Origin of the sequence: Caballeronia udeis, assembly GCF_001544555.2 — a bacterium.
Classification (GTDB): Bacteria; Pseudomonadota; Gammaproteobacteria; order Burkholderiales; family Burkholderiaceae; genus Caballeronia; species Caballeronia udeis.
In genome coordinates, this window is the sequence record NZ_FCOK02000001.1 from 269,433 (window position 1) to 295,578 (window position 26,146).

Consider the following 26,146-nt stretch of genomic DNA (forward strand, 5'->3'; position numbering starts at 1 on the left):
AAGTAGCGGGTCTCAGAAGAGGTGGTACATGCCGACCATCGCGCCGAGCTGCGATGCGCCGTCGAGTGGAGCCGGGTCGTATTCGTAGACCGTCTGCGAGCTATGCCCGCTGTTACGCGCAAAGCCGAGGTTGGCGTAGACGACTGAACGCTTGGAAAGGTTGTAGGTGCTGCTTGCGATAAAGAGCGTTGGATGGCCGATGCTTGGCGTGTTTGAAAACGTCTGATAGACGCCACCTGCAAAACCGAGAGCCGGGGCGGCCTGATAACGAACGCCGGCCCAGCCAACCGTCCTGGCAGGCGCCAGCGAGCCGGTGAGCCGTTCGACGCCGCCATACAACGTGAGGGGATCGATACTTAAGCGCGCGGCGAGCGTCCCGACCGTCAACTGCTGGCCGGAGGCATCGGTCGCTCCCGCAACCTCGCCTTGCCGACGATGCAAAACCGCGCTCGCGCCCAAGACCTTGCTCGCATATTCACCGCCGATCTCCAACACCCGGCCGCTACGTGAGTTGCCGGCGACACCACCCGTTGCCGCCAGTGCTTCCGCGTTGAAGCCACCAAATTCGCGGGTCTTGTACTTGAATGCGTTGTCGATGAAATTCGACATCATTGGCATGAGTACGCCCTGGCCGCCATACGCCGCGTATTGCAGCGGGTCATAGAGAACGGTCTTGTCGAACAGCACGCTGAACTGACGGCCGATGGTCACGCTGCCGAAGTGACCCGTGAGGCCAACATACGCACCGCGGAAGAACGCAAGCCCGGGCACTGTCGGCGTCCCGTCGTTGAGGTTCAGGCCTTGCTCGAGCTTGAAGAGGGCCTGCAGGCCACCACCCAACTCCTCCGTGCCGGTCACCCCGATCTGAGACGGCAGGACTCCATAGTTTTGCAGGCCCACCGACGCATGCTGTCCATCGGCACGGGTCAGATACTGCACGCCTGCGTCGAGTATTCCGTACATCGTCACGCTCGATTGCGCCGATGCCGCGCGTGGCGCGAGAACCTGCGACGCGAGCAGACAGCAATACGCGGCATGAAGCCTCCGATAGTTCCGTTTCATTAGTCAGGCTCCAAAGGTGTTGCTGTGGATGTGCCGCAGAAACAGTGTCTGCATCCCGATGAGCGTTGAACAGTCGTCCAGATGGACGATGCGGGAAACCCTTGGATAGCCATCGAAGCCGGACCTGGCGGCATTGCCGGATGAAGCGATGGCACGAGACATTCTGGTGCGTCTCGCAGAGGATGCGCACACCCCTCAAATGGAGGGGACTGGCTCGATTTATACGTAGGACTATTTAAATAGTCCGGGTATGATTTATCTTGATCAGGCGAAACGGCTCAACGAGCATCCCTGGCCCGTGCGAGGAGCAGAGCGTCACATTTATCGTTGACCCTGGCGGAATGGCTGTACAGATCGAGGACGTGCCGGATGCCATATCGCTCGACCATCGCACGGCCCCGTCCGGGCGTGCACGCCGCCTGGATTTCGAAGGGGCCTTCGCCCGCAACGGCACGTCGTCGCGGGACCTGAGCGTCCTGTTGCTGGAGCTCTATGCGCTCGCCGGCCGCAGCGGCATCGGTGAATTTGAGAAAGGTTTTTTCGGGCTGCTCGCCGAGCAATTGCCCTTCGATGCCGGCTGGACTGGCGTGGCGACCCATGCGCTCAGCGGCCCCGTGATGCACAACAGTTTCATGGTCGCGCTAAACGAAGACTTTTTCGCCGGCTGGACCGGCATTCGCGATTGCGATCCGCTCGCACAACGCATGTCGGGCCGCTACGGAGAAGCCATGTCGATTTCCATCGTCGACCCTGGCATTGCTCCGCGCTTTCGCGACTGGGCCATCAAACACGGCCTCGCGCAGTTGATGTGCGTCTTTACGCTCGACCATCGGTTCGGCCTGACCACTTTTCTCTCGGTGTATCGGCGAGCATTGGACAAGCCGTTCACGAAAGAAGATGCCCGCAGGATCGAAGACGTGATTCCGCATCTCGCTGCGGCGCTCACGATCAACCGCTCGTTCCAACTCACGCGCGAACGTGCGGACGGCGCGAGCGTACCGGGACGCGCGCTGTGTGATCGATTCGGAACCGTGCATCAGGGGGATGCTGGATTTTTCGCCATTCTGCGCAGCGAATGGCCGGATTGCGAAGATGGCTGGCTGCCGCACGCGTTGGTGCGTCATCTGCGCAACGATGCGCGGCGTGCCTATGCGGGGAAGTCGATAGTAATCCGTTGCGTGCCCGTAGCCGGGTTGTTTCAGCTCGACGCGCAGCCTCGCTCGCCGCTCGATCGTCTGAGTCCGCGCGAGCTGATCGCTATCCGGCTCTTTGGCGAAGGGCTGTCGCACAAGGAGGTTGCGCAGCGCATGGCAATCGCGCCGACAACCGTGCGCCACTACTTGCGCTGCGCTTATAAAAAGCTGGAAATGCACAACAAGAGCCAGATTCAGCGGTTGCTTGGCCTTGGCGTGCGCGGCAACGTCCCATTGAGTGGAGATGATTGAGTCGTGGGGCGCGCGCTGTACTTGCGTGCGTGTGGCACGAAATCGAGCACTGGTTTCTCGCCCCTGCAGCTTGACGATTGCGCCGCGCCCATCGCGGCTCCGCGTTCTTCAGCGCTCCGCGCCAAATCCGCCGAAGAACGCGCGCGCATTCACCTCCAGCGTATCAATGTGATATCCGCCCTCCTGCACGATCAGCGTCGGCAATTTGAGCGCGCCGATCCGAGCGCCGAGCTTGCGGAAACCCTCGGTGGTCACCGCGACCATCGACTGGGGATCGTCCTTATATATGTCGAAGCCGAGCGCGAGCACCAGCACGTCCGGCTGGAAGCGCTCGAGCACGCGCGCGGCGGTATCGAGACGATCGAAGAACACGTCCTCCGGCGAACCATGCGGCATCGGCAAATTCACGTTATAACCGTCGCCGGCCGCGTGGCCGCGCTCGTCGTCGAAGCCGGCAACGACCGGATAGAAGTTCGTCGGGTCGCCGTGAATGGAGACATACAGCACGTCGCTGCGGTCGTAGAAGATTTCCTGCACGCCCTGGCCGTGGTGCATGTCGGTATCGAGGATAGCTACGCGGCCGACCTTCGCACGCAGCGCCTGCGCCGCGATTGCCGCGTTGTTCAGGTAGCAGAAACCGCCAGCCGCTTCAGCCCGCGCATGGTGCCCCGGCGGCCGGCACAATGCATACGCCTCACGCGCACCGTCAAGAATGGCGTTTGCCCCCGCCAGCGCGCTTTGCGCCGACCAGTACGCGGATTCGTACGTATCAGGGCCGACCGGGCAACTGCCGTCGGCGAGATAACGCGCTGCTTGCCCGAGCACTCCACGCAGCGGATTGTTCTCGCGGATATACACATTCGACATCACTTCGTCGCCCCATTCACCGGGCGCCTTTTTCCACTCACGATGCGCCTCCTCAAGGAAGCGCAAGTAGTTCATGCCGTGCACGGCGGCGAGCGGCGCCGCGCCAAAGTCGGCAGGTTCACGGACATCGAAACCCAGGGCCTTCGACGCCTCGACCAGCCGCAACGCGCGCTCCGGAATCTCCTGCGGCGTGCGCATCTGGCCACGCGAAAAATACGTGCGCGGATGGTGCTTGAGTTGCAAAGGATGGAAGTAAGTCAGCATTGTCGGGTCCTTGTTACACGCTGATCGTCGCGCCAATCACCGCACGCGCCAGCACCGCATTGATCAAAACGTTCGCACCGCAGGTAACGTCTTCGGAAAGCGCATCCTCCGCTTCGTTGTGCGACAGCCCATCCACGCAGGGGATGAAAACCATGGCCGTGGGCACATGCCGCGCGAGGTGGATGGCGTCATGCCCCGCGCCGCTGACAATGCGCTCGTACGCGTAGCCGAAGCCTTTCGTGGCTTCTTCGACGAGATCGACGCACGCGGAATCAAACGGCGTCGCGGGGCTTTTCCAGTACGTTGCGATCTCGGCCTCAAGCCCTCGATCCGCAGCGATCCTGCCGAAGGCCGCGCGCACTTCGTTTTCCATCGCGTCGATTTGCGTATCGTCGGGATGACGCAAATCGACGGTGAACGCAACGCGCCCCGCAATGGTGTTACGCGATGAATTCGGCACGTCCACCTGGCCGATCGTGACCAGGCCGAGCGGCGTGAAACGTTGCGCGATAGCTTCAAGTTCAAGCGCCATCGCCGCACTCGCAAACAACGCGTCCTTCCGATACGGCATCGGCGTCGTGCCGGCGTGCGCGGCAACACCGGTGACTTCGACATCGAGCCAGCGGATCGCCTGCCCGCCCGTGACTACGCCGATAGGATTGCCGTGACTCTCCAGAATCGGCCCTTGTTCGATATGCGCTTCGAAATACGAATCGACGTGTTGCACGCCGGGTCCGCGTGTTCCCGCACAACCGATTTCGTTCAACGCCTCGCGCAACGTCACGCCTTCAGCGTCCTTGGTCTGCAGCGCAGTGTCCAGCGGCGTCGCGCCGACAAACACCGCCGAGCCGAGCATGGCCGGCGTGAAACGCGCGCCCTCTTCGTTCGTCCACGAGACGATCTCGATGGCCTTCTCGGTCACCACATCGTGATCGTTCAACGTGCGCACCACTTCCAGCGCGGCCAGAACACCGTAGACGCCATCGAAGCGACCGCCTTCCGGTTGTGTATCCAGATGACTGCCGATCAGCACGGATTTCGCCTTCAAGTCCGTTCCTTCGCGACGCGCGAACAAGTTGCCCACTTCATCGGTACGCACCGTCATTCCCGCTTCGCTGCACCACGTGGCGAACAACTCGCGCCCGCGCCGGTCTTCTTCCGTCAATGCAAGGCGACGCACGCCGCCCTTCGGAGTCGCGCCGATTTTCGCCATCTCCATCAGGGTCGCCCACAAACGCGGACCGTCGATTTTCAACATGATTCGGTATCCTCCAGATTCAGCGGGTCGCCAGTGCTTCCGGAGCATCGGCACGGCGATGTTTCAGCGCATCGAGTGCAACGATGGACAGCAGTGAAATCCCGGCGAGACACGTATAAAACACCGCGAGCGGCCACCATTGCCCGGTGAATTTATGTGCAAGCCAGGTGCCCACGAGCGGCGTCAAACCGCCCGCAATCGCGCCGCAGGCCTGATACGAAATCGAGATTGCCGAGTACCGCACGCGCACCGGGAACACACCGCTGACAAAACCCGCGATCACCGAATAGAAGCTCGCCATGCAGACCACCGCAATCGCGATGCCGATAATCATCGACACCATGTTGCCGCTCTGTACGAGGATGAACATGGGATACGGCGAGATCATCGCGCACAGGGCCGTGAGCTTCAGGAAGCGCGCACCGCCGATCTTTTCGGCCAGCCACGCGGCGAGCGGCTGCGTGAGAAACTGGATGATTGCAACCGCAAACAGGCAATCGAGGATCAGCGATTTCGTCACGCCCACATATTGCGTGGTGTACGAAATCATGAAGGTATTGGTGAAATACACGCCGGCAATGCCGATCGTATTCGCGCCAATGCAGAACGCAACCAGCGCGCCCGATGAGCGGAACACTTCGGCAATCGGCAATTCAACCGTGCGTTTGGACAACTTCTCGCGCTCGAATTCCGGCGACTCGTTCACGCCCATTCGAATGCAAATGCCGACCACGAGCAACACCGCGCTTATCAGGAACGGCAGACGCCAGCCCCACGTTATGAACTCCTCATGCGGCATGGAGGTCACCGCGCGGAACGCGATCAGCGAAAGGATCAGTCCGGCCGGGCTGCCCAATTGCGCGAACGACGCGAAGAACGTCCGCCGTCCCTTGGGTGCATGTTCGGCGGCCATCAACACGGCCCCGCCCCATTCGCCGCCGACCGCGATGCCCTGCACCACGCGCAGCAGCACGAGCAAGACCGGCGCGAGCACACCGACCTTCGCATAAGCCGGCAGCAAACCGACGCATACCGTCGCCACGCCCATCATCATCAGCGTGGTCATCAGCGCTTTCTTGCGGCCGATCTTGTCGCCAAGGTGCCCGAAGATCACACCGCCCAAGGGCCGTGCGAAGAAACCAACGGCAAAGGTGGCGAACGACGCCATGGTGCTGATGAACGGATCGTGCGACGGGAAATACAGCTCGCCGAACACCAGCGCGGCGGCAGTGGCGTAGATGTAGAAGTCGTACCACTCGATCATCGTGCCGATAAAAGCGGCGGTCGCCGCGCGCACGGGCTGGCGGGTTGAAATGGGTGCTGGGGTCACGGTGGCTCCTGAAGCGCTGCGGATACAACAAATCAACAAATCAACAAATCAACAAATCAACACGTTGTCAGGCTGTTTTATCGCCAGCCATAAAACATTAGTCCAATTTCGATTTATTATTCGCCGTATAAGTTTGGCTAATACCTCTGCCTGTACAACGGACCTCTCCATGACTCAACGGCGGGTGGATATCGCGCGGTTCCTGAATGACCGGCTCGACTGGAACCTGCTGCGGACCTTCCTGGTCATCATGCAGGAGCGCAGCGTGAGCCGCGCCGCCGCGCGCCTGCATCTCACGCAACCGGCGGTGAGCCAGGCGCTCAAGCGCCTGGAAGACACGCTCGGGCGCAACCTGATCCACCGCCGCGGTCCGCACTTCGAGCCCACGCGTGCGGGCGAAGAGGTGTACCGGATCGCAAGCGATATCTACGGCCACATGTCGCGGCTCGAGACCGAACTCGATGACCGCAGCGAGGACATCACCGGTTCGATCCGGCTCTTGACGGTGAGCCGCATTGATTCCGGCGTGTACGACGAGTTTCTCGGCGAATTCCACCGGACTTATCCGCGCATCGACTTGCATATCGAGGTGATGCGTTCGTCGGACATCATTTCGTCGCTGCTGCAAAAGACCGCGACGGCGGGGCTCAGCTTGTGCCGTACGCCCATCGATAAACTCGAGCAGCGCTGTTTCCTGCGCCAGCGATACGCCATTTTTTGCGGCCGGTACCATCGCTTGTTTGGACGGCACGGGCTGTCCATGAAAGACCTGCTCGCGGAGAATTTCGTGTCGTTCACGAGCGACCAGATTGGCGACAGCTTGTCGCCGCTGACCGTCTTTCGTGACCAGCGCGGGTTCACGGGACGGATCGTGGCGGCCTCGCCAAGTCTGGACGAAGTGCGGCGGCTGATCTTCGCGGGATACGGCATCGGCTGCCTGCCCGAGCACATTGTCCGCGACGACCTCTCGCAACAGCGCCTGTGGCGTTTGCCGCCGGAAGAGGGTCTGGTCGATGTCGACGTCGACTTGCTGTGGCATCGCGGACGCAAGATGAACGCGGCGGAGCAGGCGTTTCTCGACGGCATGGAGCGCACGATGCAGCGTTATTCACTGCCCGAGCGGCTGGCCCCGCGCTGAGCCCCAAGGTGGACTGCGGCGCGCCAGGGCTTCGCACCCGCCGCCGGATGAAAGCCGGCAAACCTTAAACCGTAAGCAGAACCCCCATACAATAGCCGCACCGCTCAGGTGCCCCTCGCCCTGCAATCCGCAAAACCGCACGACATCACGATCCGACCACATGTATAGAGCCTCTTTTCTGAACAGGAAAAATCCACTTGCCAAACGTTGGCGTGCAGCCGCGACCCTGGTCATAACCGCAGCCACTTTCACCTTCGCGATAAACACGCCCGTCGATGCCCGCGGCGGCGGCGGTCCCAAAGCGGAAGCGCAGCAGCAAACAGCGAAACGCGCCGCGGCGAAGAAGTCGAAGTTCAACAAGCGCGTCGTCGTCCCGGCCGGCCCGCTGCCGGCCACGGTCATGGCGGCGCTGGCACGGGCCCACGTGCCGCTTTCATCGATGAGCGTGGTGGTCGAGCGGATTGGCGGCAACGGCGTGCCGCTCGTCGCGATCAACGCCGACGAGCCGATGATGCCCGCCTCCACCATGAAGCTGGTCACCACGTACTCGGGCTTGTCGCTGCTGGGCCCGGATTACCGCTGGAAAACCACCGCCTACGCCGACGGTGAAGTCGATGCAAACGGCGTCCTTCACGGCAACTTGTATATCCAGGGCACGGGCGATCCGAAACTCGTGCCGGAAGAACTCATCGACCTGGTGGATCAGATCCGCCGCAACGGCATCACGGGCATTGACGGCGCGCTGGTGCTGGACAAACGCTACTTCGATACGTCCACGCGCGACCTCCCCGCCTTCGACGCCGACGAAAGCGCGCCCTACAACGTCGGCCCGGATCCGCTGCTGTACGCATTCAAGTCGCTGTCGTTCACGCTGACGCCGAGCCCGGACGGCCAGGTGGCGATCGATGTGCTGCCGCAACTCGCGCAGTTGCAGATCGACAACGAACTGCACGTCACGCGCGGCGCTTGCGCGGGCTCCCTGCCAGCGGCGTCGCCGAGCGTGGCGCAAACCACGGGCGGTTTTGTGCAGGCGTCGTTTATCGGCGACTATCCGCTGCGCTGCGGCCCGCGCACCATCAACGTCGCCGCACTCGATCACTCCACCTTCTTCGCCGGCGGCTTCCTGGCGCTGTGGAAACAGGCGGGCGGCACCTTCAACGGCACCACGCGCGAAGGCCCGACACCGGTCAGCGCAAGGCTGGTCGGCACGCACCGCAGCCCGGTGTTGTCGGATATCGTTCGCGACATCAACAAGTTCAGCAACAACGTGATGGCGCGCAACCTGTTCCTGACCATTGGCGCCGCGATGGGCAAACCGCCGGCGACAACCCAGAAATCATCAGCGGCGATCCAGGCGTTCCTGCATCGGAGCGCGCTGCCCATGACCGGCCTCTACCTCGATAACGGCTCGGGCCTGTCGCGCGAAGAACACATCACGGCGCAATCGCTCGCCGACCTGCTCACGGCGGCGAATTCGAGCCCGGTGGCACAGGTCTTCATCGAGTCGCTGCCCATTGCGGGCGTGGACGGCACCATGCGCAACCGGCTCACCAACGCGGGCGCGGGCGGCAACGCCCACATCAAGACGGGCACGCTGCGCGACGTGCGGGCCATTGCCGGCTACGTGGGCGCGGATAACGGCGAGAGCTACGTGGTGGTGAGTTTTATCAACGATCCGCGCGCCGAGGCGGCGCGGGCGGCGCATGACGCGCTGCTCGAGTGGGTTTATGAAGGCGCGCGCCGCAGTACGGCATCGGCTGAATGAGGCGCTTCCTGACCCGCTTAGAACCCGAGGACGCGCAGTCTGCAAGCACAGGCAAACCCTCGTAGGAAACAATCTCAAATCCTCTTAAAGATTCGGTAAGCTATCGCCACGCCAAGCCGACGACACGCATTGTCCGCAGTGCGTGTCGTTTGAAGCCAGCGCCCAAGCGGAAAGCCAGCCGGCAGAAAACTCGAAGCGGCGTGCAGACCACATGACCAGATAAACGAGGACCGAGGAGATGAAGTCAATGAAACCAGCCCTGACGAAACCTGCTGCGCGTCAAACGCGCTGGCTGCTCGCCGTCCAGACGGCCACGGCATGCGCTGCGTTTGCATTGCTGGCCGCATGCGGCGGCAGCAGCAATAACAACAACAACACGCCCCCGGGCGGTGTGACGCTGCAAGTGGTGTCGTTTGGCGACAGTCTCTCGGACGTGGGCACGTATGCGCCGGTTGCAACAGCGAACTTCGGCGGCGGCCGCTTCACGACGAATCCCGGCCAGGTCTGGACCCAGAACGTGGCGCAGCATTACGGCGGCACGCTGACAGCGGCGAATACCGGCGGCTTCGGCATCCCGCTTTCGGCGGCCAGCGGTTTGGGCTACGCACAAGGCGGCGCACGCGTGACGCTGCAGCCGGGCGTTGGCCATGCCACGCCGGGCACGCCGAACGCCGACTACTCACAGGCCACGACGATCCCGATCAACGACCAGGTGACCCAGTTCATCACCTCGCATGGCTCGTTCAACGCCAACCAGCTCGTGCTGGTGAACGGCGGCGCCAACGACATCTTCTACAACCTGACCGTCGAGCAAGCGACTGCCGCCGGCATCCAGGCCCAGCTCGCCGCGGGAACCATCACGCCGGCGCAAGCGCAGGCAGCGGGCGCCGCTGCGCAGACTGCCGCGACAACCGCCATCAGCCAGGCGGCAATCGACCTGGCGACGTTGGTTGGCCGGGTGCTGCAAGCCGGTGCGACGCACGTGGTGGTGTCGACGGTTCCTGACATCGGCGGAGCGCCGCTGGGCCTGGCCAGCGCTGATAAAGGCGTGACCTTCTCGCAAGTGACGCAGTTGTTCAACGGCACGCTGAAAGGCGCGCTGCAGCAGGCCGGGCTGTTGTCGAAGGTGGTCTTCGTCGATGCCTACAGCTGGGTGGACGGTATCCAGGCGAACTTTCAGGCGAACGGCTTCACGGTGTCGAACACGGGTACGGCCTGTAATCTCAACGCAATGATCGCGGCTGCGACCAAGCTGGGAGAGCCAGACCCGACCGCATTCGGCACGTCGCTGTTCTGCTCGCCGCAAACCTACACGGTGGCCGGCGCGGACCAGTCATATATGTACGCCGACACGGTCCACCCGACGACGCACCTGCACGCACTGTTCTCCACGTTCGTGGAGCAGCAGATTGCTGCAAGCGGGCTGGGGAAATAAGTCCGGCTGGACGAGCGTGAAATAAAAAATGCCCGGTCGAAGAAGACCGGGCATTTCTCATTGGGCTGGTGATCATGCGTACGCTGGAAAATCCCGACGCCGCCTGACCAGCCGGATAGTTTTGGCACGAATGTCTGCCGAAAACCAAGGGGGGCGTATTTTAGAAAAGCGCCGCGTACCATTGCAGATCGCGGCACTCGTAACCCCTTTCTGAAAAAGCTCCCTTCTCGGCCGTCGTGAATACGGGCGAAAACAGCGCTTTCTCAACGGTCCAACCGGCTACTCTTCTGCCTTCTTTTGTCGAGAGGAACCTCTCGATATGCGTTTCGAACTTCGCGAGAGACGCCCCATCGTGTGCGCTCGCGTTGCGCTTGCATGAACCGAATCGCACGCGTTGATCGTCGGCATCCAGCGCGACAATATCGATCTCAATGTCGTTGTCCACATTGCGCGCCCGGTTCCAATATCCGAGCTCGATGGAGCTCAGGGAGAAATCGCCCAGGCCCTTACGTGAGCATTCAATATGCAAATGCCGGATCAGCTTTTCGAACGCAAAACCTTCGTGCCCGAAACAACGCGGCATCGCGCGTTCGATTGCCTTGGCGAGCGGGCGCATGCGTGAGGTGTCGCGCGCCGGCTTGACCACCGCCAGCCACGCCTGCAGAAAGTTGTCGGTAACGTAGTACCGGGCATTGCGGCTGTTGCTGTCGGAAAACACGGGCTGACGCTTGTCGATCATCTGGTAGTTTTCAACCAGTCGCCTGATGTGCGTGCCCAAAGGCGTCATGTCATCCTCCCTGTTGACGGCCGCGACCACATCACCGTTGCTGCAACCAGGGTTCTGCGCAAGGTAGTTCAGGATGGACAGCATTTTCCCCTTCACCTCTCGCAGAAATGATGTGTCCGCTTCCTCCGCCAAAGGACTTCCCTCCTTGAGGAACATCCGTTCCAGCAGAGCTTGGGGGAAATTGTCCCGGGGCACGGAAAACAGGCCCTGATCGAAAGCGTCTCGATAAAACTTCGGTACGCCCTCGAAAAAGCTCCATAGCGTGAGCCATTGGTAAGGATCCTCGATCTCGTGCGCGCGATAGACGGTGGTCAGATCTTCAAAATCCCAATGCTGCAATTCGATGGTCGCGGTCAGCCGGCCGAAGAGCGGCGCGCCTTTGTCGTCGAGCAGTGCGCTCATTTCCGATTGAAGCGAGCCGAGCACAAACAAACCGCCTTTATGCGTCTCGCGAAGCCGATCCACTTGCTCCTGCAAAAACGAGTTGAAAGGCCGAAGCTTCGGCGCCGTGAAGTACTGAAATTCGTCAAGTACGACGACAAGCCCGTCGCGGCACAAATCGCCAATAGCGGAAGCCATGGAACTGAAATCCACTACCGAATCGGCCAGGGAGTTCGCAAAAGGGGACTCGCAATCGCCGAGCGTACGGCGAAAACTCGCGGCGACGTCGCGCTCATCCGAGTCGGGAATTTGCATGTAAACCATGCGGGCCAGCAATGTTCCGTCGGATTTGGAAAGCTCGCGCAACAGCGTTGTCTTGCCTATACGCCGACGACCTTGAATACGGCAAAAGAACCAAGCTGGTCCGTGAACCAGTTTGTCGAGCGTCTCCAACGTGCCCGTGCGACCGTAAAACGACCATTGCGCCATGCCGATACCCTTAAGATACTTTTTTGTATCTTAACTTTTTTACAGATCTAAGCGCATGATTTTTATCATAATTTTTGGCTAAATTAAGAACACAACGAGCGATCAGTCACCGGGGTTTTGGCCAAATGCGCTGTTCGACAAAGTTAAGATACATTTTTGTATCTTAACTTTGTCGAACACATGCAAACCGGCCGCCCGTCTAGCCCTGCTCTTCAAACGCCGCCGCCGCGCGTCCCAGCCGGTCGTTCACCGCGCTCCATTCCGCCGATACCGGCAGCGTCTCGATCAAGATCCGCTCGACATTGGCGCAATCGAGCGCGCGCAGCAGACCGTACAGTTCGCGTGCGTAGCTCTGCGGGTCATCAGGCGCAGCAATGAAATGGACATTCGGCGCGTGGGCCCATTTACCCGCGCTCGATGCACGCGCGACCAGCGCCAGCTTCTTGCCGCCGCTCGGCGGATGCGCGGCGAGCATCCGTTCCAGCGCCGCGAACGGCAGCAAACTGAGCGGCGTACGCGGCGCGTAGTGCGCCTTCAGCGTGCCGGAGGCGCGCGGCGCGCTGGCGTCGCTGCCATCGGGCAGACGCGGCATCACGCCCAGCACGTCCGCAATCTCCAGCGGACTCACATGCCCCGGCCGGAGCAACGCGGGAAAGCCCCGCGACAAATCAAGAATTGTCGATTCGATGCCCACCTTCGCCGCCCCGCCATCGAGCACATGTACGCTTGCGCCGAATTCATCGCGGACATGTTGCGCCGTGGTCGGGCTGACATGCCCGAACCGGTTCGCCGATGGCCCCGCCACGCCGCCATGGCCATCGCGCAGGGTGCTGAAGGTGGTGAGCAGCGCCTGCGCCACCGGATGCGACGGGCAGCGGATAGCGACGGAATCCTGCCCGCCGCTGACCGCCGCCGGCACGTGCGCCGCGCGCTTGAGGATCAGCGTGAGCGGGCCGGGCCAGAATGCATCGATCAGTTTCTGCGCGTCGGCTGAAAGCGTCTGGACCCAGTACGCCGGATCGCTGCCGGGCGCGAGATGCACGATCACCGGATGATTCGACGGCCGCCCCTTCGCCGCATAGATCCGCGCGATGGCTTCGGCATTCTCGGCATCGCCGCCCAGCCCGTAGACGGTTTCAGTCGGAAACGCGACGAGCTGGCCGGCGTCGAGCAACGTGGCCGCCTCCCGGATCTGCGCGACGGTGGGGGTGTCGAAAGTCATCGAAGTCAGTCCAGCGCAATGTGCAGCATGCGGGCGCAATCGCGCGCCGCCGTGCGCACTTCCTCCAGCGTGGCCCCGGTGAAATTCACGTGGCCCATCTTGCGGCCGGGCCGCGCCTCCTCCTTGCCGTACAGATGCAGGCGCGCAGTCGGCAACGCCATCACGTCATGCCACGGCGGCGTGCGCGCTTTCGCGCCTTCGAACCAGATGTCGCCGAGAATGTTCAGCATGGCGGCCGGCGAATGCTGGCGTGTGTCGCCGAGCGGCATGCCGGTCATCGCGCGGACTTGCTGCTCGAACTGGCTGGTCGCGCAGGCATCGACGGTGTAGTGGCCGGAATTGTGCGGGCGTGGCGCCATTTCGTTCGCGATCAGCGTCCCGTCTTCGAGGATGAAAAACTCCACGCACAGCACGCCGACGTAATCCAGCTTCGCGGCGATAGTCAGCGCGGCGTCCTGCGCCTGGGCCACGAGAGCAGGCGACGCATCCGGCGCCGGCACGACGGTCTTCGCCAGAATTCCGCCAACGTGCTGGTTCTGCGCGAGCGGAAAGACGGCCGACTTCCCGTCGCCGGCGCGCGCGATCAGCACCGACACCTCGAACTTCAGCGGCATGCGCTTTTCGAGCACGCACGGCACGCCCGCGAGCGACCCGTAAGCCGTGCGCACTTCATCGACATTGCGCACGCTGGTCTGGCCTTTACCGTCGTAGCCCAGGCGCGCCGTCTTCAGAATGCCCGGCAACACGGCGGCGATCTGTTCGTCGCTCAAGGCGGCCAGCGCCTCGGGCGACTCGATCACCACATGCGGCGCCACCGGCACGCCCGCGCTCGCGATAAACCGTTTCTCCGCCACGCGATCCTGCGCAATGGCGACACACCGGCCGGCGGGGCTCACGAAGGTGGTTTTCGCGATGAAATCGAGGCTGGCGGACGGCACGTTCTCGAATTCCGTCGATACCGCCGCGCACAAGCGCGCGAGTTCGGTCAGCGCGGCGGGGTCGTCGTAGGCCGCGCGCAGGTGTTTATCGGCGACGGAACCGGCGGGACTCGCCTCGTCCGGATCGAGGACCGCCACGCGATAGCCCATGGACTGCGCGGCGAAACAGAACATGCGGCCAAGCTGGCCGCCGCCGACCATGCCGAGCCATGCGCCCGGCTGGATGGGAGAATTGGGTTGGATGTGTGCGTTCATCTTGTGGGGTCGGTCAATCAGTCTCGGCCGGAAATATTGCCGGAGGTGTTACGTGAAACGGCTGCATCAACGGGTCGCTTACAGCGGCGGGAGGACCATGGCGTGCGCTGCGCCGTTCTGGCGCGCGCGGAATGCCGCGAGCTTGTCAGCGTAGGCCGTTTGGGTGACAGCGAGTATGGAGACCGCGAACAACGCCGCGTTCGCCGCCCCCGCCTCGCCGATAGCAAACGTCGCCACGGGCACGCCCTTGGGCATCTGCACGATCGAATGCAGCGAATCCACGCCCTTCAAATATTTACTCGATACCGGTACGCCCAGCACCGGCACCGTGGTCTTGGCGGCAAGCATGCCCGGCAAATGCGCCGCGCCGCCCGCCCCCGCGATGATCGCCGCGAGGCCACGCGTGCGTGCGCTTTCGGCGTAGGCGAACATTTCGTCGGGCATGCGGTGCGCCGATACAACCTTCGCTTCGTAAGGCACGCCGAATTCCTGCAGGATCGCGACCGCGTTTTTCATCACGTCCCAGTCGGAACTGGAACCCATCAACACGCCGATCAACGGTGCGTCATGCGCGTGGGCCGCGGCGGCGGTCTGGACTTCGCTCATCGTGCTGCATTCCTTTGGGGTGGACAGGCCTTCGGCGGCCTTTTTCGGGTGATGCGGATTGATAGCTTGCCGGTCATCATGGAACGGCTTTCTGGGCTCGGCGCTGCAGGGCCGAACACACAGGTGCGCTGAACGCCCGCGGCTATTTCTCGGCCGTTACTGCGGCCAGGCCACCGGAAACGCCCGCAACAGCGAGCGCCGTCCTGGCCGGCCCGGCGGCCTGAAACCTTACGCCAGCGACTGCCCGGTCAACCGTTGCAGCGCTTCTTCGTACTTCTCGGCCGTTTTCGCGACCACATCGTCGGGCAGTTTCGGCGCCGGGGGCGTCTTGCCCCATGCTTGCGTTTCGAGCCAGTCGCGCACGAATTGCTTGTCGAACGACGGCGGGTTCGTGCCCACCTGATACCCGTCCGCCGGCCAGAAACGCGACGAATCCGCCGTCAGCACTTCGTCCATCAGAAACAGTTCGCCGCGCGTGTCCAGCCCGAATTCGAACTTCGTATCCGCGATGATGATGCCGCGCGTTGCCGCGTACTCGGCCGCTTCCTTGTACAGCTTGATCGAAATCTCGCGGATGGTGGCCGAGAGTTCCGTGCCAATCCGGCGTTCCATCTCATCGTAGGTGATGTTTTCGTCGTGATGGCCCATTTCCGCCTTCGCTGCCGGCGTGAAAATCGGCTCGGGCAGCTTTTCGGCGTTCTTCAGGCCCGGCGGCAATGCCACGCCGCAGACCGAACCCGTGGCCTGATAGTCCTTCCAGCCGCTACCGGCCAGGTAACCGCGCACGACCGCTTCCACGAGGATTGGCTCCAGGCGCTTCACCACCACGGCGCGGCCTTTGACCTGATCGGCTTCATCGGCGGCAACGACGGTTGCCGGATCAATGCCCGTATTGTGGTTCGGCACGATGTGCGAGAGCTTCGCGAACCAGAAGTCGGCCATCTGGTTCAGAACACGGCCCTTGTTCGGAATGGGCTCGCCCATGATCACGTCGAACGCCGAGAGGCGGTCGGTGGTGACGATCAGGAGCTTGTCCTTGCCAACTGCGTAGTTGTCGCGGACCTTGCCGCGGCCAAGCAGGGGCAACGATTTCAGCGTGGATTCGTACAGCGGGGAATGTGAGGTGGACATCGTCATCTACCGGAAAAGTGCCGCAAATCAGGCTGAGAGAAAAAACCAACACGCCGTTCCCCGGAATTGCGGGAACGGCGGTTCGTGTCGGCTGGCCCTGTCAGGCGCCCGGGGTCAGCCTTTGCATTCATTCTGCGGTTTGATACCCGGCGCAAAACCGGGCGACAAGCGCGACTCACCTCTATTGTAAACGGGTCGGGCGGACGACTCGTTTTTGGTTCATCGACGGTGAGGCTGCAGACGAAACCGCCCGCTACGCCGTCGAGGATGGCCATCTCAAAAAAGGCCGTCCAGCGAGCCGTTCAAACGCCTGCCCCGGGCTTGTCAATCAACTTATGACCCAAGGCAGGCTGGCGCTGCAAGCCCGGTCAGACCGGGCCAAAGCGCTTATTTCAACTTGCTTACCTGACGATTTGAGCCAGTTCGCCGGACTTGTACTTCTCGGCGATTTTATCGAGCGGGACCGGTTTGATCTTGCTCGCCTGGCCCTCGCAGCCGAATTGCATGTAGCGTTCGAAGCAAATCTTCTTTGCCGCCTCGCGGGCGGGTTTCAAGTAGTCGCGCGGATCGAATTTCGACGGATTTTCGCCGAAATAGCGCCGAATTGCACCCGTTATTGCGAGACGCAGGTCGGTATCGATGTTCACCTTGCGAACGCCGTGACGGATGCCTTCCTGGATTTCCTCGACCGGCACGCCATAGGTTTCCTTCATGTCGCCGCCGAATTCGCGGATTTCGGCCAGCAGATCTTGCGGCACCGACGACGATCCGTGCATCACCAGATGGGTGTTCGGGATGCGTTGGTGGATTTCCTTGATGCGCTGGATGGCGAGGATATCGCCGGTCGGCTTCTTGGTGAATTTGTACGCACCGTGCGATGTGCCAATGGCGATAGCCAACGCGTCGCACTGGGTTTTCTTCACGAAGTCGGCGGCTTGTTCGACGTCAGTGAGCAACTGCTCGCGGGTCATGGTGCCTTCGGCGCCGTGACCGTCCTCCTTGTCGCCCTTCATGGTTTCGAGCGAGCCGAGCACACCGAGTTCGGCTTCCACCGTCACGCCAATGGAATGGGCTGCCTCGACCACTTTGCGCGAGACGTCGACGTTGTATTCATACGATGCGACGCTTTTGCCGTCGGCTTCAAGCGAGCCGTCCATCATGACGCTGGTGAAACCGCTGCGGATGGCGGCCATGCAGACTGCGGGGGACTGCCCGTGGTCCTGGTGCATCACGACCGGGATATGGGGATATGACTCGACCGCTGCTTCAATCAAGTGACGCAGGAACGCTTCGCCGGCGTATTTCCGCGCGCCGGCGGAGGCCTGCATGATGACCGGTGCATTGACCTGGTCGGCAGCGGACATGATGGCTTGTACTTGCTCCAGGTTGTTGACGTTGAATGCTGGGAGTGCGTAGCCATTTTCAGCCGCGTGGTCCAGCAGTTGACGCATTGATACGAGAGGCATGGGTAAAACTCCTTGAGATGGAACGAAGTCTTTTATTGGCTGTTTGCGGTGTTTTTGGTGTTTTGGGCATCGCCAGGTTTGTAATATTTTAGCCGGACCGATAGGAGCCCTATGTGCTCGTTCGCACCGGTGGCGGTTTTTTGGGGACGTTGGTAGGGCGAGGATGCGGCGGGGGCGAAGCTTGGGATGGTGGTATCGGCCGTAACAGCCGGCGTTAATGCCGGGTGGTCGGAGTCAATGCCGCGCTGCTACTGCTTGCCGCAGCGCTACGTCATCAACCCCGAGCCCCATTCCTTGTGCGAACAAACTTAAAACGGATCACCCACCCGCACAATCTTCATTGCGTTAGTCCCGCCGGCCTGCCCCATTGGCTCGCCGACAGTCAACACAACCATATCGCCGCGTGCGGCATATCCCTTCGATACAACCACCTCCAGCGCCTGCTGAAGCGCGATATCGCGATCGGTGTTCGTATCCAGGTGCAACGACGTCACGTTCCGATAAAGCGCCATCGTCCGCTCACTGCCAATGCGCGGCGTCAGCGCAAAAATGGGCACATGCGACCAGTGCCGCGACATCCACAACGCCGTCGCCCCCGACTCGGTCAAGGCAACAATCGCCTTCGCACCCAGGTGATAAGCCGTGAACAACGCACCCATTGCAATGGATTGATCAATCCGCGTGAACGTGCGATCAAGGAAATCCTTGTCAAGCTCGCTCTGCTCAGACTTCTCGGCCTCCAGGCAAATGGCCGCCATGGTCTCGATCGTCGTCACCGGATACTTACCCGCCGCCGTCTCCGCCGACAACATCACTGCATCGGTACCGTCCAGCACCGCATTCGCCACGTCCGACACTTCAGCACGCGTGGGCACGGGCGCATGGATCATCGACTCCATCATCTGCGTAGCCGTGATCACGAACTTGTTCGACTCGCGCGCCATCCGGATCATCCGTTTCTGCAACGCCGGCACAGCCGCATTACCCACTTCCACCGCGAGATCACCACGCGCGACCATGATGCCGTCCGAAGCATCAAGAATGCCCTGCAACGCCGGAATGGCTTCCGCGCGCTCGATCTTCGCGATCATCTTCGGCTTGATGCCATAAGGCGCGCCCGCGATGTTCGCCAGTTGCCGCGCCATCTCCATGTCCGTAGCGTTCTTCGGAAACGACACTGCCACGAAATCCGCGCCGAGGGACATCGCCGTCTTGATGTCCTCCATGTCCTTCTCGGTCAACGCCGGCGCAGTCAGACCGCCGCCCTGCCGGTTGATGCCCTTGTTGTTCGAAAGGTCCCCGCCCACTTTCACCGTGGTGTGGATCTCTTCACCGATCACCCGAACCACGTCGAGCACGATCAGCCCGTCGTTCAACAACAGCACGTCGTTCGCGCGCAGGTCACGCGGCAAATCGGGGTAGTCCAGGCCAACACGTTCGTCATTGCCCAACTCACAACGGGCGTCGAGGATGAACGAATTGCCCGCAATCAACGTGACCTTGCCGTTTTCGAACTTGCCCACGCGAATCTTCGGGCCTTGCAAATCGGCCATCAGCGCAACTTCACGGCCGCATTGCTTGGCGGCGTCGCGAACGTATTGCGCGCGCTGGCGATGGTCGTCGGCGGTGCCGTGCGAGAAGTTGAAGCGAACCACGTCGAGACCCGCCTGCATCATTTGCAGCAGGATCTCAGGGGTACTGGAAGCGGGGCCGATAGTGGCGACAATCTTTGTAGCGCGATGCATGGAATTCCTCGTCTGGGTGGTATCGCCTGAAACAGCGCTGCGAGTACGGTGTGCCGACGGGGATGAAAATGTCTCCGCCTGCGAACGCGCGCCGGCTCGAGCCGGCGTCGCTTTGTGATGGCTATTCGATATCTGCCCGGCGACCGGAATCAGCGACGCACTCGCGCCGCCAATCATGACCGCCGCTTCCTTGCTAATTACCTTCCTTCTTTCCTGCTTTAAATTCGAGCCACGCCGGGCCGGCGCCGCAGCGGCACGCTTCGACTTGGCCGGTGCGCGAGCGGGGCCGGGCTCAGGTTTCACCCCGACCGCCACCCTCGATCCAATTTCGGCCGCCACCGATAAACCAGCGTCAGCAGCCAACTCTTCTTTATCTGCAGCAACTTCAGCAACTACGGACTCGGGACGATTGCTCTTCGACGTGGCTCGTTTCATGGGCTCAGGCCCGCGATTCGAGCACTTCTACTGCCGGCAAGGTCTTGCCTTCCAAAAACTCCAGGAACGCACCGCCGCCAGTCGAGATATAGCTGATCTTGTCGTGGATGCCGTACTTCTGGATGGCCGCGAGCGTGTCGCCGCCGCCTGCGATTGAAAACGCCGATGAGTTCGCAATTGCATCCGCCAACGTCTTTGTACCGTTGCCGAACTGGTCGAATTCGAACACGCCGACCGGCCCGTTCCACACGATCGTGCCGGCCTTCTCCAGCTGCGCAGCAAGCGCCTTGGCGGTGTCCGGACCGATATCGAGGATCAGATCGTCGTCCTGCACCTGATCCACGGCTTTCGTTTCAGCCTTGGCCGTCGCGGTGAATTCCTTCGCGGTCACGACGTCGCTCGGGATAGGCACCGACGCGCCACGCGCCCGCGCTTCGCTGATGATGGTCTTGGCTTCATCGACGAGATCCTTCTCCGCCAGCGACTTGCCGATCTTCAACCCCGACGCGAGCATGAACGTATTGGCAATGCCGCCGCCCACGATCAGCTGATCCACCTTCTCCGCGAGCGACTTGAGGATGGTGAGTTTCGTCGATACCTTCGATCCCGCGACAATGGCGACCAGCGGGCGCTTCGGCTCGCCAAGCGCCTTGCCCAATGCATCCAGTTCAGCGGCGAGCAGCGGGCCGGCGCACGCCACGGGCGCGTATTTCGCGATGCCGTGGGTGGTCGCTTCCGCTCGATGCGCGGTGCCGAACGCGTCGTTCACATAGATATCGCAGAGTTTTGCGAGCTTCTGTGACAGCGCGTCGTCGTTCTTCTTCTCGCCCTTGTTGCAGCGGCAGTTCTCGAGCAGCACGACCTGACCCGGCTGAACCTGCACGCCGTCAACCCAGTCGGCGATCAGCGGCACATCGCGGCCGAGCAATTCGCCGAGGCGTTTGGCCACCGGCGCAAGCGAGTCTTCAGACTTGAACTGCCCTTCCGTCGGGCGGCCCAGGTGAGACGTGACCATCACGGCGGCGCCCGCTGCCAGCGCTTGTTGAATCGCCGGTACCGAGGCGCGCACGCGCGTGTCTTCGGTGATGTTGCCCTGATCATCTTGCGGGACGTTGAGGTCGGCACGAATGAAAACACGTTTGCCGGATACTTTGCCTTCGGCGATCAGATCGGTGAAACGCAGTACTTTCGTCATGGGAGTCAGCGTGTGAGCGGTAATTGGAAAGCGGTTCGGGCGAGTTACATCTGCGAACCCTGGTCTCATGCCAGCGGGCTCAAGAGGATCGCTACGGGGAAATCGAAGTGCTCAGGATCATTCCGGTATCAAGCCGGCGTGCGTGCAACGTCACAAGGCGGCCAGCGCCACGCGAAAGATTTGAACGAGCAAGGTAATTCGGAGGCGACGAAACAAGGCGTGCCGCGCCTTTCGCCAAAGACCTGGAGGCCCAGGCGACGAGGCGTTGCAGAGGAGAATGGAGCGAGTGAAGCTGGTGCGCGGTGACTGCCGGATACACGTTTCGACCTCATTCGATACGACAGCGAGAGCGCCATTTTAACCGATACCCATGCCCGCCCGACGCTGGAAACGCAAATCCCCGGGATTCGGAAACAGCGATTTTGCGGTGCGTGGCATGACGCACCGCAACAAAATCGAGCTCAGGCGAACAGCCGCAACACTGTGAAGACGATCATGCCGACGACGATCGTCCCGAGCATTCCCCGACGCCAGAGAAACCAGGCGAGACCGCACAGGGACGCGTAGAGCGCGTGATTCGAGAAAGCGATCGACAGGCCGTCCGGCGTGGTGAGCAAGTCAGGCACGACGACCGAGACAAGCGCCGCCGCCGGCGCGTAGCGCAGCGCGCGCTGCACGCGCTCGGGCAGGATCATGCGCTCGCCGCCCATCAGGAACAGCGCGCGCGTGATGCCGGTGATCAGCGCCATGCCTGCTATGGCCAGCCAGACTTGAGCGGCGCTCATCGCGCGCTCCGGGTGGCCTTGGGGCTGACCGGCGATTTGTCGAGATCGGATGGGGGATTCTTCAGTGGCTCGGCGTCGGAGAGACGGGCCACGGGGGTTTCCGAACGCCTTGCCGCGCCGATGGTCTTGCGCCCTGCGCCCATCTTCTCGGCCATGAGATCGGCGAAGGTGCCGGCGAGCAGCGCCGCCGCTACTGCGAGCGGTAATGAAAGCCGGTACGGCAGGTCGAGCGTCACCAATGCAATGACGCTTGCCACGCCGACAGCCGCCAACGTGGAGCGCGTGGCGATAGCCGAGACGATCAGCGGAATCAGCGCCAGCGTGCCGGCGAGTTCGAGGCCCCAGTTATCGGGGAAAAGACTGGCGAGCAGGATGCCCGCGATGGACGACACTTGCCACGAGGACCAGCTCGTCGCCGCCATGCCCCAGAAAAACGCCTCCTTCCCAGGCTGATAGCCGGTCTGGAAATTACGCTTCTGGAACATCAGGTAAATGATGTCGCCATTGAAATAACCGAGCACCAGCCGGCGGCGCAGCGGCAAATAGGCGAAATGAGGCGCAAGCCCCGCGCTGAAAATGACGAACCGCAGGTTGACCATCGCGGCGGTCAGCAGGATGGTCCAGAGCGGCAGCTTCGCGGCGAACAACGGCAGCACGGCGAGTTGCGACGATCCCGCGTAGGCCGCGAGCGACATGCCGAGCGCCTGCGGCACGGTCAGCACGGACTTGGCCATCGCGATGCCTGTGACAAGACCCCACGAGAACGTGGCCGGAACCGCCGGAGAGAGGGTTTTGACGCCATCGAGAAATGCGCGTCGGTTGAGGTCTGACAGCCGGTCGAACATGGAGATTGGTGCGAGTCGCGGTGTGCTTGTGCGGTTGAGCGGCGGAATCCGGCGAAGAACGGGCAAGAGCAGACAAGAGCCGGACGATTGGCGCGGACCGAGCCTGACTCATTAACCATGAATCGCTCACCAAAACGACCCGAAACCACCGCGCCGAGCCTTGAATCACGGCCTGTCATCACGCCGTATCAAGCCAACCGATCCGCATGGCGGGCTTTCAGGTGTTCCTCACGGTTTGCTTTCGAACCGCAACTTTGACTGCGCCCTGAGCACGTCGCGTAACGGCGAAAGGTGAATTATAGCGTCGTGAAAGCCGCCAAATGGCCGACGGCGCCCATTTTTTGATCGAAAAGACGCTAAAATAACGGTCTTTGGCCGCCCGGCCGTTTGCCGGTTTTGCGCTGGAATCCCGTGCCCCGCGCGCTGTCTTCGAACCAGCGCGACGGCTGGGAACAAGGCGCAGAAGGCCCGTTGTCATCGCCATGCCGGTTAAGCGGGCGAAAGACGCGGGCAGGAAAACTGGCAAGCTAGCGGGATTCGCTGGCGCAATCCGGCGGTCCACTCAATATCTGCACACAACTCGCCAGGAGAATCGTATGTCAATGGCCGACCGCGACGGCAAGATCTGGATGGATGGCAAGCTGATCGACTGGCGCGACGCCAACATCCACGTGCTCACCCACACGCTGCACTACGGCATGGGCGTTTTTGAAGGCGTGCGCGCCTACAAGACCGGCAACGGCACGTCGATCTTCCGTCTGAAAGACCACACCAAGCGCCTGCTCAACTCCGCCAAGATTTTCCAGATGGAAGTGCCGTTCGACCACGCTACGCTCGAAGCCGCGCAGCTCGAAGTGGTCAGCGTGAACAAGCTGGAATCCTGCTATATCCGCCCGATCATCTGGGTGGGATCGGAGAAGCTGGGGGTATCGGCTAAAGGCAACACCATTCACGTCGCGATCGCCGCGTGGCCGTGGGGCGCCTATCTCGGCGACGACGGTCTGGCGAAGGGCATCCGCGTGAAGACATCGTCGTTCACGCGCCATCATGTGAACGTCTCCATGGTCCGAGCCAAGGCGTCGGGCTGGTACGTGAACTCGATCCTGGCAAACCAGGAAGCCATCACCGACGGTTACGACGAAGCGCTGCTGCTCGACGTGGACGGCTACGTGTCCGAAGGCTCCGGCGAAAACTTCTTCCTGGTGAACAACGGCAAGCTGTACACGCCGGACCTGGCTTCGTGCCTGGACGGCATCACGCGCGACACCGTCATCACGCTGGCACGCGACTTCGGCATTCCGGTGATCGAAAAGCGCATCACCCGCGACGAGGTCTACACCTGCGACGAAGCGTTTTTCACCGGCACGGCCGCTGAAGTCACGCCGATCCGCGAGCTGGACAATCGCACTATCGGCGAAGGCAAGCGTGGCCCGATCACCGAGAAGCTGCAAAGCGCATTCTTCGATATCGTGAGCGGCAAGAACGAAAAGTACGCCGGTTGGCTTGCGCAGGTTAAGTAACCGAGCTTAGGTATCTTAAGGCGCAACCCGACGCATGACGTGCAGCGGTGAGCCGGGTTTTCCGGTTCTCCGGGTCTGAATACCGGACTCGAAAAACCAGGCTCGCCGCTTCCCCAGACTAGAACGAACGAGATTCCTCATGAGCGAACTGAAGGAAATGCCGCTGGTCCAGTTGTCGGCGAAAGATCTGCCGGCGTTCTGCCCGAACCCGAACATGCCGCGCTGGAGCACGCATCCGCGCGTTTTCCTCGACATTACCCACGGCGAAGCGCGTTGCCCGTATTGCGGGACGCGCTACAAGCTGAAAGACGGCGAAACGGTCAAGGGTCATTGAATCTTCGTCTTCGCGAAGAAAGCGGCCGGCGGCCTGAGCTACACGGCCCGCTTTTTTCCGTGGTCACTAGCCATGTTGTTCCGCAACCAGCCGATGCTGCAGCCGATCCCGTTGAACACCACGCTCCGGCCGCGCTCGGCGCCTTGACAGCACAACACGTCGCGCCTCGACGCCGGACATGCCGGGTGCCGGGCGCTCCCACCCCCATGGCAACAACGCGCCCGCCTGCATGGCGTGAGCTGCGTTATTTTTGAGACTGGAACTTACATAGATGCGTCGCGCGTTGGTTATCGCACCGAACTGGATTGGTGACGCATTGATGGCGCAGCCGCTGTTTTCGCTGCTGAAGAAGTTGCATCCGCGCATTGTCATCGATGCTGTCGCGCCCGCCTGGGTCGCGCCCGTGCTGGAACGCATGCCCGAGATCCACGACGTCTACGCCACCGATCTCGCCCACGGCAAGCTGCAAATGCTGCGTCGCTGGCAACTGGCGAGCGATTTGCGCGACGTGGGTTACGACGCCGCGTACGTGCTGCCGAACTCGTTCAAATCAGCGCTGATTCCGTGGATGGCGGGGATCAACCTGCGGGTTGGCTATACGGGCGAAAGCCGTTATGGCGTGCTCAACGTGCGGCACGCCAATCCGGGCAAGGGTCAACGCCCGCCCATGGTGGGCCAGTACGCCGCCCTGGCTTATGCGCCGGGTGCGAAGCTGCCGTGGCTGCAGGAAAACGCGACGGTTCCCATGCCGGTACCGCGGCTCGATGCCGACCTGAACGAAGCGGCGCGCGTCTCCGCCCGCTTTAATCTGGATACGCGCGCGCCGCTCGTGGTGTTTTGTCCGGGCGCGGAATATGGTCCGGCAAAACGCTGGCCGCCGGAGCATTTCGCGGCGCTCGCGCAGTTCATCGCGCAATCGTTCCCGTATGCGCGGATTGTCGCGCTCGGGTCGCCAAAAGATTCGCCTATCGCCCAGGCCATTGCCGATCGCGCGCCGAATGTGCGCAACCTGTGCGGGCAAACGTCTCTCGGCGAGGCCTGCGCGCTGATCTCGCGCGCCAGCGCCGTGGTCACCAACGATTCCGGCCTGATGCATGTGGCCGCCGCGCTGCGTCGCCCGCTGGTGGCCGTGTTCGGCTCAACCGACCCGCGCCACACGCCGCCCCTCTCCGATCTCGCAAAGGTACAATGGCTGCACCTCGAATGCAGTCCGTGCTTTGCCCGCGAGTGTCCGCTGGGTCATTTGAATTGTTTGCGCGAACTCGGCGCCGAGCAGGTTTTCGGCGATTTGCGCGGCATGTTGATGATGCAGCGCCATTAAAGCGGGTCTGGCTGAAGCGGCTTCGGCGCCGTGGCTCATGCTGATCGAGCCGGCCTGGCCGAACCGCTTCGAAGATTGCTTCATGACTTCGTCAGAGCAGCGTCTGCCACGCCAGGTTCTCCGGCGC

The 26,146-nt window shown here is 61.9% G+C and carries 21 protein-coding genes; 7 read left to right on the forward strand and 14 right to left on the reverse strand.

Going from position 1 to position 26,146, the window contains the following annotated elements:
- Nucleotides 1-12 precede the first annotated feature (12 nt).
- Nucleotides 13-1,062 carry a porin gene (locus tag AWB69_RS01255; protein WP_062081208.1) on the reverse strand — a complete coding sequence of 350 codons (1,050 nt, stop codon included), beginning with the start codon at nt 1,060-1,062 and terminating at the stop codon, nt 13-15.
- Nucleotides 1,063-1,403: 341 nt separating this feature from the next.
- Between AWB69_RS01255 and AWB69_RS01260 the strand changes: the two genes are divergently transcribed.
- A complete protein-coding gene (locus AWB69_RS01260; protein ID WP_062081210.1) occupies nt 1,404-2,507 on the forward strand; it encodes a helix-turn-helix transcriptional regulator in 1,104 nt (367 codons plus the stop codon).
- Between the two features lie 108 nt (nt 2,508-2,615).
- Here AWB69_RS01260 and AWB69_RS01265 read toward each other — a convergent pair whose 3' ends face one another.
- The 3 genes from AWB69_RS01265 to AWB69_RS01275 are packed head-to-tail and all read right to left on the reverse strand — an operon-like array spanning nt 2,616 to nt 6,226.
- Nucleotides 2,616-3,638 carry a histone deacetylase family protein gene (locus AWB69_RS01265; protein ID WP_062081212.1) on the reverse strand — a complete coding sequence of 341 codons (1,023 nt, stop codon included), beginning with the start codon at nt 3,636-3,638 and terminating at the stop codon, nt 2,616-2,618.
- 13 nt (nt 3,639-3,651) lie between these two features.
- Nucleotides 3,652-4,896: a Zn-dependent hydrolase gene (locus AWB69_RS01270; protein ID WP_156528696.1), complete on the reverse strand. Its 1,245-nt coding sequence runs from the start codon at nt 4,894-4,896 to the stop codon at nt 3,652-3,654.
- A 19-nt stretch (nt 4,897-4,915) separates the two neighbouring features.
- Nucleotides 4,916-6,226 carry an MFS transporter gene (locus AWB69_RS01275; protein ID WP_062081217.1) on the reverse strand — a complete coding sequence of 437 codons (1,311 nt, stop codon included), beginning with the start codon at nt 6,224-6,226 and terminating at the stop codon, nt 4,916-4,918.
- A gap of 169 nt (nt 6,227-6,395) precedes the next feature.
- On the opposite strand from AWB69_RS01275, the gene AWB69_RS01280 reads away from it, so the two are divergent.
- The 3 genes from AWB69_RS01280 (at nt 6,396) to AWB69_RS01290 (ending at nt 10,564) form a co-directional block, all read left to right on the forward strand.
- Complete coding sequence (locus AWB69_RS01280; protein WP_062081219.1) at nt 6,396-7,364, forward strand: LysR family transcriptional regulator; 969 nt, start codon at nt 6,396-6,398, stop codon at nt 7,362-7,364.
- 160 nt (nt 7,365-7,524) lie between these two features.
- Entirely contained in the window at nt 7,525-9,129 is a 1,605-nt protein-coding gene (gene dacB / locus AWB69_RS01285; RefSeq protein WP_082913217.1) for a D-alanyl-D-alanine carboxypeptidase/D-alanyl-D-alanine endopeptidase, read from the forward strand.
- A 247-nt stretch (nt 9,130-9,376) separates the two neighbouring features.
- Nucleotides 9,377-10,564: an SGNH/GDSL hydrolase family protein gene (locus AWB69_RS01290; protein WP_062081359.1), complete on the forward strand. Its 1,188-nt coding sequence runs from the start codon at nt 9,377-9,379 to the stop codon at nt 10,562-10,564.
- A gap of 160 nt (nt 10,565-10,724) precedes the next feature.
- On the opposite strand, the gene AWB69_RS01295 is transcribed toward AWB69_RS01290, so the two are convergent.
- From AWB69_RS01295 to AWB69_RS01340, 10 genes are all read right to left on the reverse strand, one after another.
- Entirely contained in the window at nt 10,725-12,047 is a 1,323-nt protein-coding gene (locus AWB69_RS01295; protein WP_331712651.1) for an ATP-binding protein, read from the reverse strand.
- 373 nt (nt 12,048-12,420) lie between these two features.
- Complete coding sequence (locus AWB69_RS01300) at nt 12,421-13,443, reverse strand: L-threonylcarbamoyladenylate synthase (protein ID WP_062081224.1); 1,023 nt, start codon at nt 13,441-13,443, stop codon at nt 12,421-12,423.
- Between the two features lie 5 nt (nt 13,444-13,448).
- Nucleotides 13,449-14,636, reverse strand: a complete 1,188-nt coding sequence (locus AWB69_RS01305) for a 5-(carboxyamino)imidazole ribonucleotide synthase (RefSeq protein WP_062081227.1) — start codon at nt 14,634-14,636, stop codon at nt 13,449-13,451.
- Between the two features lie 78 nt (nt 14,637-14,714).
- Nucleotides 14,715-15,242 carry a 5-(carboxyamino)imidazole ribonucleotide mutase gene (purE, locus tag AWB69_RS01310; protein ID WP_062081229.1) on the reverse strand — a complete coding sequence of 176 codons (528 nt, stop codon included), beginning with the start codon at nt 15,240-15,242 and terminating at the stop codon, nt 14,715-14,717.
- A gap of 228 nt (nt 15,243-15,470) precedes the next feature.
- Nucleotides 15,471-16,373, reverse strand: a complete 903-nt coding sequence (locus AWB69_RS01315) for a phosphoribosylaminoimidazolesuccinocarboxamide synthase (RefSeq protein ID WP_062081361.1) — start codon at nt 16,371-16,373, stop codon at nt 15,471-15,473.
- Between the two features lie 401 nt (nt 16,374-16,774).
- Entirely contained in the window at nt 16,775-17,839 is a 1,065-nt protein-coding gene (gene fba / locus AWB69_RS01320) for a class II fructose-bisphosphate aldolase (RefSeq protein ID WP_062081231.1), read from the reverse strand.
- A gap of 308 nt (nt 17,840-18,147) precedes the next feature.
- Nucleotides 18,148-19,584, reverse strand: a complete 1,437-nt coding sequence (gene pyk / locus AWB69_RS01325; protein ID WP_062081363.1) for a pyruvate kinase — start codon at nt 19,582-19,584, stop codon at nt 18,148-18,150.
- Nucleotides 19,585-20,023: 439 nt separating this feature from the next.
- Nucleotides 20,024-21,214 carry a phosphoglycerate kinase gene (locus AWB69_RS01330; RefSeq protein ID WP_062081233.1) on the reverse strand — a complete coding sequence of 397 codons (1,191 nt, stop codon included), beginning with the start codon at nt 21,212-21,214 and terminating at the stop codon, nt 20,024-20,026.
- Between the two features lie 461 nt (nt 21,215-21,675).
- The gene (locus AWB69_RS01335; RefSeq protein ID WP_062081236.1) at nt 21,676-21,999 is read right to left on the reverse strand and encodes an AzlD domain-containing protein; all 324 of its coding nucleotides are present in this window, start codon (nt 21,997-21,999) and stop codon (nt 21,676-21,678) included.
- Complete coding sequence (locus tag AWB69_RS01340; protein WP_082913218.1) at nt 21,996-22,844, reverse strand: AzlC family ABC transporter permease; 849 nt, start codon at nt 22,842-22,844, stop codon at nt 21,996-21,998. Before AWB69_RS01340 ends, AWB69_RS01335 begins: the two co-directional genes overlap by 4 nt.
- A gap of 596 nt (nt 22,845-23,440) precedes the next feature.
- Between AWB69_RS01340 and AWB69_RS01345 the strand changes: the two genes are divergently transcribed.
- From AWB69_RS01345 to waaF, 3 genes are all read left to right on the forward strand, one after another.
- Nucleotides 23,441-24,364 (forward strand): branched-chain amino acid transaminase, encoded by a 924-nt coding sequence (locus tag AWB69_RS01345; protein ID WP_062081239.1) that lies wholly within the window; start codon nt 23,441-23,443, stop codon nt 24,362-24,364.
- A gap of 139 nt (nt 24,365-24,503) precedes the next feature.
- Nucleotides 24,504-24,698, forward strand: a complete 195-nt coding sequence (locus AWB69_RS01350; protein WP_062081241.1) for a zinc-finger domain-containing protein — start codon at nt 24,504-24,506, stop codon at nt 24,696-24,698.
- 271 nt (nt 24,699-24,969) lie between these two features.
- Entirely contained in the window at nt 24,970-26,019 is a 1,050-nt protein-coding gene (gene waaF, locus AWB69_RS01355) for a lipopolysaccharide heptosyltransferase II (RefSeq protein WP_062081243.1), read from the forward strand.
- The last annotated feature ends 127 nt before the right edge of the window (nt 26,020-26,146 follow it).